Source organism: Mesorhizobium sp. M7A.F.Ca.CA.002.05.1.1 (genome assembly GCF_003998335.1).
In the GTDB taxonomy this organism is placed as follows: Bacteria; Pseudomonadota; Alphaproteobacteria; order Rhizobiales; family Rhizobiaceae; genus Mesorhizobium.
Map to the genome: position 1 here is coordinate 1 of NZ_RZQI01000534.1, position 4198 is coordinate 4198.

Genomic DNA, 4198 nt, shown 5'->3' on the forward strand with positions numbered 1-4198 from the left:
GGGCAATGTCGTCACCAACGGTGGCAATTGGGCCACCGCCGGCGGCAGCAACGCGTTCAGCGGCGGCACGTTGGTCAACAATATCGGCAACAACATTTATGCCGCCAACCTCGGCGCAACCGTCGCCGTGACGACGACGTTCAACGGCTTGGCCAGTTTCACCAACAAGGGCCAGTTGAGCATGATGAATGACGTGGCTGGCGACATCACCGAGCAGACTGGTGGCAATGCGGCCTTCGCCGCCGGCTCGGTGCTGGCCGTCGACGTCAGCGGTGCCAGCGCGGATAAATTCACAACCACGGGAACTGCCGATATCACGGATGCGATTCTAGGGGTGCGTGTCGGCGGCCTTGCTATCGGCACCTACACAGTGCTGACGGCGAATGGCGGGCTGACCGGTACGTTCAATAGTGTGACCGGTGTCACCAGCACTCCATTCCTGTCTGTGACCGACACCTATGATGCCAACAACGCCTATCTCGACGTGACCAAGGTGCGCGACTTCGCCGATGCCGGGCTGACGCCGAACCAGATTGCCACCGGTGAAGGGCTGGACAGCCTGACCGGTGGGGCTGTGTTCAATGCCGTTGCCGGTCTAGCCACCGACGCCGAAGCCCAGGCAGCCTTCGACCAGCTTTCGGGGGAAATCCACGCCTCGGCCAAGGGCATGCTGGTCGAGGACAGCCGCTTCGTCCGCGACGCAGCGACCAGCCGCATCCGCGCCGCTTTCGGCGATGTTGGCGCGGCCGCATTGCCGGTCATGGCCTATGGCGAAGGCGGCCCCGAAATGGTCGCCGCCGACACCGACCGTTTTGCCGTCTGGGGCCAGGCTTTTGGTTCCTGGGGCAGCACGGACTCCGACGGCAATGCCGCTGCCTTCGATCGTTCGACGGGGGGCCTGCTGGCGGGCGCCGACACGCTGGTGGGCGGCTGGCGTGTCGGTTTGCTCGGTGGCTACAGCCATTCGAGCTTCGATGCCGACGACCGAAACTCCTCCGGCAAGAGCGACAGCTATCACCTCGGCCTCTATGGCGGCACCAACTGGGGCGCCATCGCTTTCCGCACCGGCGCTGCCTACTCCTGGAGCAGTCTTTCGACCAAACGCTCGGTTGCTTTCAACGGCTTCACGGATGGGTTGTCGGCCGACTACGATGCCGGCACCGCGCAGGTCTTCGGCGAACTCGCCTACAAGGCCGATGCCGGACAATTCAGGTTCGAACCGTTCGCCAACCTGGCCTATGTCAGCGTCCATACCGACGGCTTCACCGAAGACGGTGGCGATGCGGCACTGACCAGCGCCGGTACGTCCACCGATGCGACCTTCACCACGCTCGGCCTGCGCGGTTCCTCGGACTTCGCGTTTGGCGGCATGAACGTCACCGCGCGCGGCATGCTCGGCTGGCGTCATGCCTTCGGCGATGTCACGCCGACCTCCAGCTTCGCCTTCGCCGGCGGCGACGCCTTCACCATCGCCGGCGTGCCGATCGCCAGGGACAGCGCGGTCGTCGAGGCTGGGCTCGACTTCAACATGTCGGCCAACGCGACGCTGGGCCTGGCCTATACCGGCCAATTCGGCGGCGGCACGGTCGACCAGGGCGCAAAGGTCGATCTCGCCGTGAAGTTCTGACGGCAACAGGTGGCGAGCAGCAAAAGCGCACCGTCACCACGGTAATGGCAAGAAACTGCTGGAGGTCACATGGTCAGGTCAAAGGTCGATTTCCACACCAAGCATGAAAGCGGTTTTGTCCCAACGCAGGGATGTAAACTGCCATTCGACACGGACCTTCTGGAAGGCGAGGCCAAGGCGCGAGAGAAATTGCTTGGCAAGCAGAATGCTTTCCTTTCCAAGACAAGACGTTCCGCCAAAGACGTCGACCATCTGATCGAAGAGATGGTCGCGTTCGAAAAGATCCGGTCCGGGCACTATTGGCGAGACTATCGGGCGGACCTGATTGCGCGGAACGTGCGATCGGCGGTTGGCAAAACAGGATCCTTGCTCGATCTAGGCAGATTGTCGCAACGACCACGACCAGCACGGTTATGATACCACGCCTCGATATACCGGACCTGGGGCCAGTTCCTTTTGGTCCGGTCGAACGGGGGGAATTGCAGAGGATCGACCTGAACACGGTCGATCGAGGAACCTACTTCGACAAGTGGTTCAACTATAATGGACGGTGGACGCTCACCCAACTCTACGATCATGCCGTGACCGATCCGGTACCGCTCTCGATGGATTTCGTCAGCGCCAACAATCTGGACCCATACGATTCGGATAGCCTGCGCGCCACGAGCGAGACCGGTATCTGGTTCACCTATGTGCCGGACATGGACGGCTACGTGACGGTTTTTTGGCTATCGGACCGCGTGACCTATCGCCTGTTCAGACAATACTATCCTCGCGATGCCGACGGCTGGGCGAATGGTTGGCTCTCGGTGGAAGGAGTTGTCGGCATCTGGACGAACAATTCATTCGCGGGTCGCGACTACGTCGAAATTTCGAGCAGCAACGGCAATGCGCACGACACGCTACAAGCGAGCGGGGTCCTTTTCATCCACAACAGTACATACCCCGTCCAGGCGGGGAAACCGGTCCATGTGCTGATCGGAACGCGGTCGAAAGTCTTTAGTGTCTGCGACGGAACGGGCATCAATTTGGGGGCGGGCGTTGTCGCGCGAATTGATCACCCCATTTCCATCTTCACGCGAGCGGGACTGGAGCCATATTCGCCGTTCTACTGAACCTGGATGACAACTGGCCGCTACCGTTTCGAGGCATTCGACCTGGGGTAGGTGGAGCTGTCGGGCCGATAACCGGCAGGCCGGAAAGCCGACGCGCGATTTTTTGCGCCGTCCGTCGAACAAGGGGCGGTCGCGCTCCGGGCGATCCGGCGGTCTTGAGCGCGCAGCGCACGCGGTGCGGTCTTTGGCTCCAAAAACGTTGCGAAACGACCCGAGAGCGGTTATACAGACCGCGAATTTCCCATTTTGGTGGCTCTAAACCACCGCCCGCGCGGGAACGCGGGCGAACGAGAAGGATTTGTAAAATGGCCAATACGCTGCTGATGCCCAAGGCGACCGCTGTCTGGCTGGTCGACAATACCGCACTTTCCTTCGAGCAGATCGCGCAGTTCTGCGGGCTGCACCCGCTCGAGGTCAAGGCAATCGCCGACGGTGAATCGGCGCAAGGCATCAAGGGCATGGACCCGATCATGACCGGACAGCTGACCCGCGACGAGATCGCCCGTGCCGAGAAGGATTCGAACCAGCGCCTGAAGCTTTCGGATCCCAAGGTGCGGGTGCCTGAATCCAAGCGCAAGGGTCCGCGCTACACGCCGCTGTCGAAGCGCCAGGACCGGCCGAACGCGATTCTGTGGCTGGTGCGCAACCATCCCGAGCTCAAGGACGCGCAGATCTCGCGCCTCGTCGGCACCACCAAGTCCACGATCGAGCAGATCCGTGAGCGCAAGCACTGGAATTCGGCCAATCTACAGCCGATGGACCCGGTGACGCTGGGCCTCGCCTCGCAGATCGACCTCGACATGGAAGTCAATCGCGCCTCGCGCGGCCGCGAACAGGCGCAGCCGGTCGGCGACACGCTGCTGCCGGCGGCCCTGACCGAGCGGCTGGTGCCGGCTCCCGAAAAGCCGAAAGACGAGGATGCCGAACTCGACGCCAATGCCGTGTTCGCCAAGCTCTCGGCCTTGAAGTCGAAGAACACGGACAATGACGACGACGAGTGAGGTTGTCTGACATTCCAAAAAAAAGCCCGCTTCGAGCGGGCTTTTTTATGTGGTCAACAACTCAGCTTCGCGCCGCGCGGTCCGGCGCCATGCCGTAATCCTCGCTGCGCTCCACCGCGCGGTAGAAGTCGGCGAGCTGCTTGCCGCGTTCCGGCTTGAAGATGCGGCCGGCGATGACCACGGAGGCAATGCGATCGATGCGGAAGGCGCGGAAATCGTCGCGCATCTCGCACCAGGCGACCAGGGTCCACACCTTGCCCCAAAACCACAGGCCGAGCGGGCGGATATCGCGGGCTGTGCCGCGGCCGGCCTCGTCGGAATAGTCGATGGTCAGCACCTGGCGTTTTTCGACCGCGCGCTCGATCAGGTCGATCGCCTCGCGGGCAGCGTCGCTGACCACCCACATCGGTGTGTGGATCTCGGTGCGGGCGATGCGGTCTTTCTCGGCATCGGGC

The 4198-nt window shown here is 62.3% G+C and carries 5 protein-coding genes; 3 read left to right on the forward strand and 2 right to left on the reverse strand.

Annotated elements, in window-relative coordinates; translation table 11 throughout:
• Window positions 1–1627, forward strand: a 1627-nt coding sequence (locus EN939_RS23280; protein ID WP_127269984.1) for an autotransporter outer membrane beta-barrel domain-containing protein, incomplete at its 5' end; no start/stop codon positions are given.
• 78 nt (window positions 1628–1705) lie between these two features.
• Here EN939_RS23280 and EN939_RS38145 read toward each other — a convergent pair.
• Entirely contained in the window at window positions 1706–1879 is a 174-nt protein-coding gene (locus tag EN939_RS38145) for a hypothetical protein (RefSeq protein ID WP_164751160.1), read from the reverse strand.
• Window positions 1880–2106: 227 nt separating this feature from the next.
• On the opposite strand from EN939_RS38145, the gene EN939_RS23285 reads away from it, so the two are divergent.
• Together EN939_RS23285 and EN939_RS23290 are read left to right on the forward strand one after the other, a co-directional pair.
• Entirely contained in the window at window positions 2107–2742 is a 636-nt protein-coding gene (locus EN939_RS23285) for a hypothetical protein (protein ID WP_164748827.1), read from the forward strand.
• A gap of 305 nt (window positions 2743–3047) precedes the next feature.
• Window positions 3048–3743 (forward strand): DUF1013 domain-containing protein, encoded by a 696-nt coding sequence (locus EN939_RS23290; RefSeq protein WP_127269986.1) that lies wholly within the window; start codon window positions 3048–3050, stop codon window positions 3741–3743.
• Window positions 3744–3804: 61 nt separating this feature from the next.
• On the opposite strand, the gene EN939_RS23295 is transcribed toward EN939_RS23290, so the two are convergent.
• On the reverse strand, window positions 3805–4198 hold a 394-nt coding region (locus EN939_RS23295; protein WP_127269988.1), incomplete at its 5' end, for a helix-turn-helix transcriptional regulator.

Bases quoted from the DNA above. Each gene is read 5' to 3' on its own strand.
- EN939_RS38145 (WP_164751160.1), bottom strand. From the start codon at position 1,879: ATGGTCGACGTCTTTGGCGGAACGTCTTGTCTTGGAAAGGAAAGCATT.
- EN939_RS23290 (WP_127269986.1), top strand. From the start codon at position 3,048: ATGGCCAATACGCTGCTGATGCCCAAGGCGACCGCTGTCTGGCTGGTC.